This is a genomic window from Sinomonas mesophila, assembly GCF_001999765.1.
GTDB lineage: Bacteria > Actinomycetota > Actinomycetes > Actinomycetales > Micrococcaceae > Sinomonas > Sinomonas mesophila.
Genome location: NZ_MTIC01000055.1, coordinates 1 through 855, shown reverse-complemented (window position 1 = coordinate 855; position 855 = coordinate 1). Strand labels below are relative to the sequence as shown.

The 855-nt window shown below is 67.6% G+C and carries 2 protein-coding genes; both read left to right on the top strand.

All coding sequences use genetic code 11. From position 1 onward, the window contains the following. The coding region (locus tag BV907_RS18060) for a TadE/TadG family type IV pilus assembly protein (protein WP_342745580.1) at nucleotides 1-383 on the top strand (383 nt) is incomplete at its 5' end. Next, on the top strand, nucleotides 371-855 hold a 485-nt coding region (locus BV907_RS18055), incomplete at its 3' end, for a pilus assembly protein TadG-related protein (protein WP_175637519.1). The genes BV907_RS18060 and BV907_RS18055, both read left to right, overlap by 13 nt.

The following is an 855-nucleotide window of genomic DNA, read 5'->3' as shown; positions in this document are numbered from 1 at the left end:
GGGGAACCATGAAAAGCAACTCCCATAGGCGCCGGGAGCGCGGCGCTGTGGCCGTCGAGTTCGCACTCGTTCTGCCCATCCTGCTGACGCTCGTCTTCGGCATTATCGAATTCGGGCGCCTTTACAATGCCCAGATCGTCTTCTCCAACGCCGCACGCGAAGCGGCCAGGACGATGGCCATCACGAAGGACGCCGGCGAAGCGGCCACCGCAGCACAGAGCGTCGCCGCCGGGTACACCATCGCCGTCACGACCGGCTCCTGCGCACCCGAGGCACAGGTCACCTCAACCGTGACCGGCCAGCTGGACCTGCTCACCGGCAGCTGGTTCGGGTGGGGCCCCGTCTCTCTCAATGGAGTAGGAGCCATGCGATGCGGCGGCTGAGGCCCTTCCGCAAGAACAAGGAGCGCCTGGCCGACGAGCGCGGTGCCGTGGCCGTCCTCGTGGCCGTGCTCATGGTGGCACTCGTCGGGGCCGGCGCGCTGGCCGTGGACATCGGCAGGATCGGGGCGGAGAAGGCACAGCTGCAGAACGGTGCCGACGCCTCCGCACTGGCGATCGCGGGCAACTGCGTCAAGACACCATCGACCTGCACGAGCTCGGCCGATGGGCTCGCGGCGCAGTACACACCAGCCAACTCCAACAACGGATCGACGGTCCCCGCCTCGGTGACCTTCCCCTCCAGCAAAACCGTGACCGTCCAGACGTCGACGCCAACATCGGGCCTCTCCCTGGTGCTCGCGCCCATCTTCGGCATGGCCAGCATGCAGGTCGAAGCCTCGGCGACGGCAGAGTGGGGCTACCCCGGCGCAGGCTCGGGCTTCCCCCTCGCACTATCCGACACCTGCTTCGACCT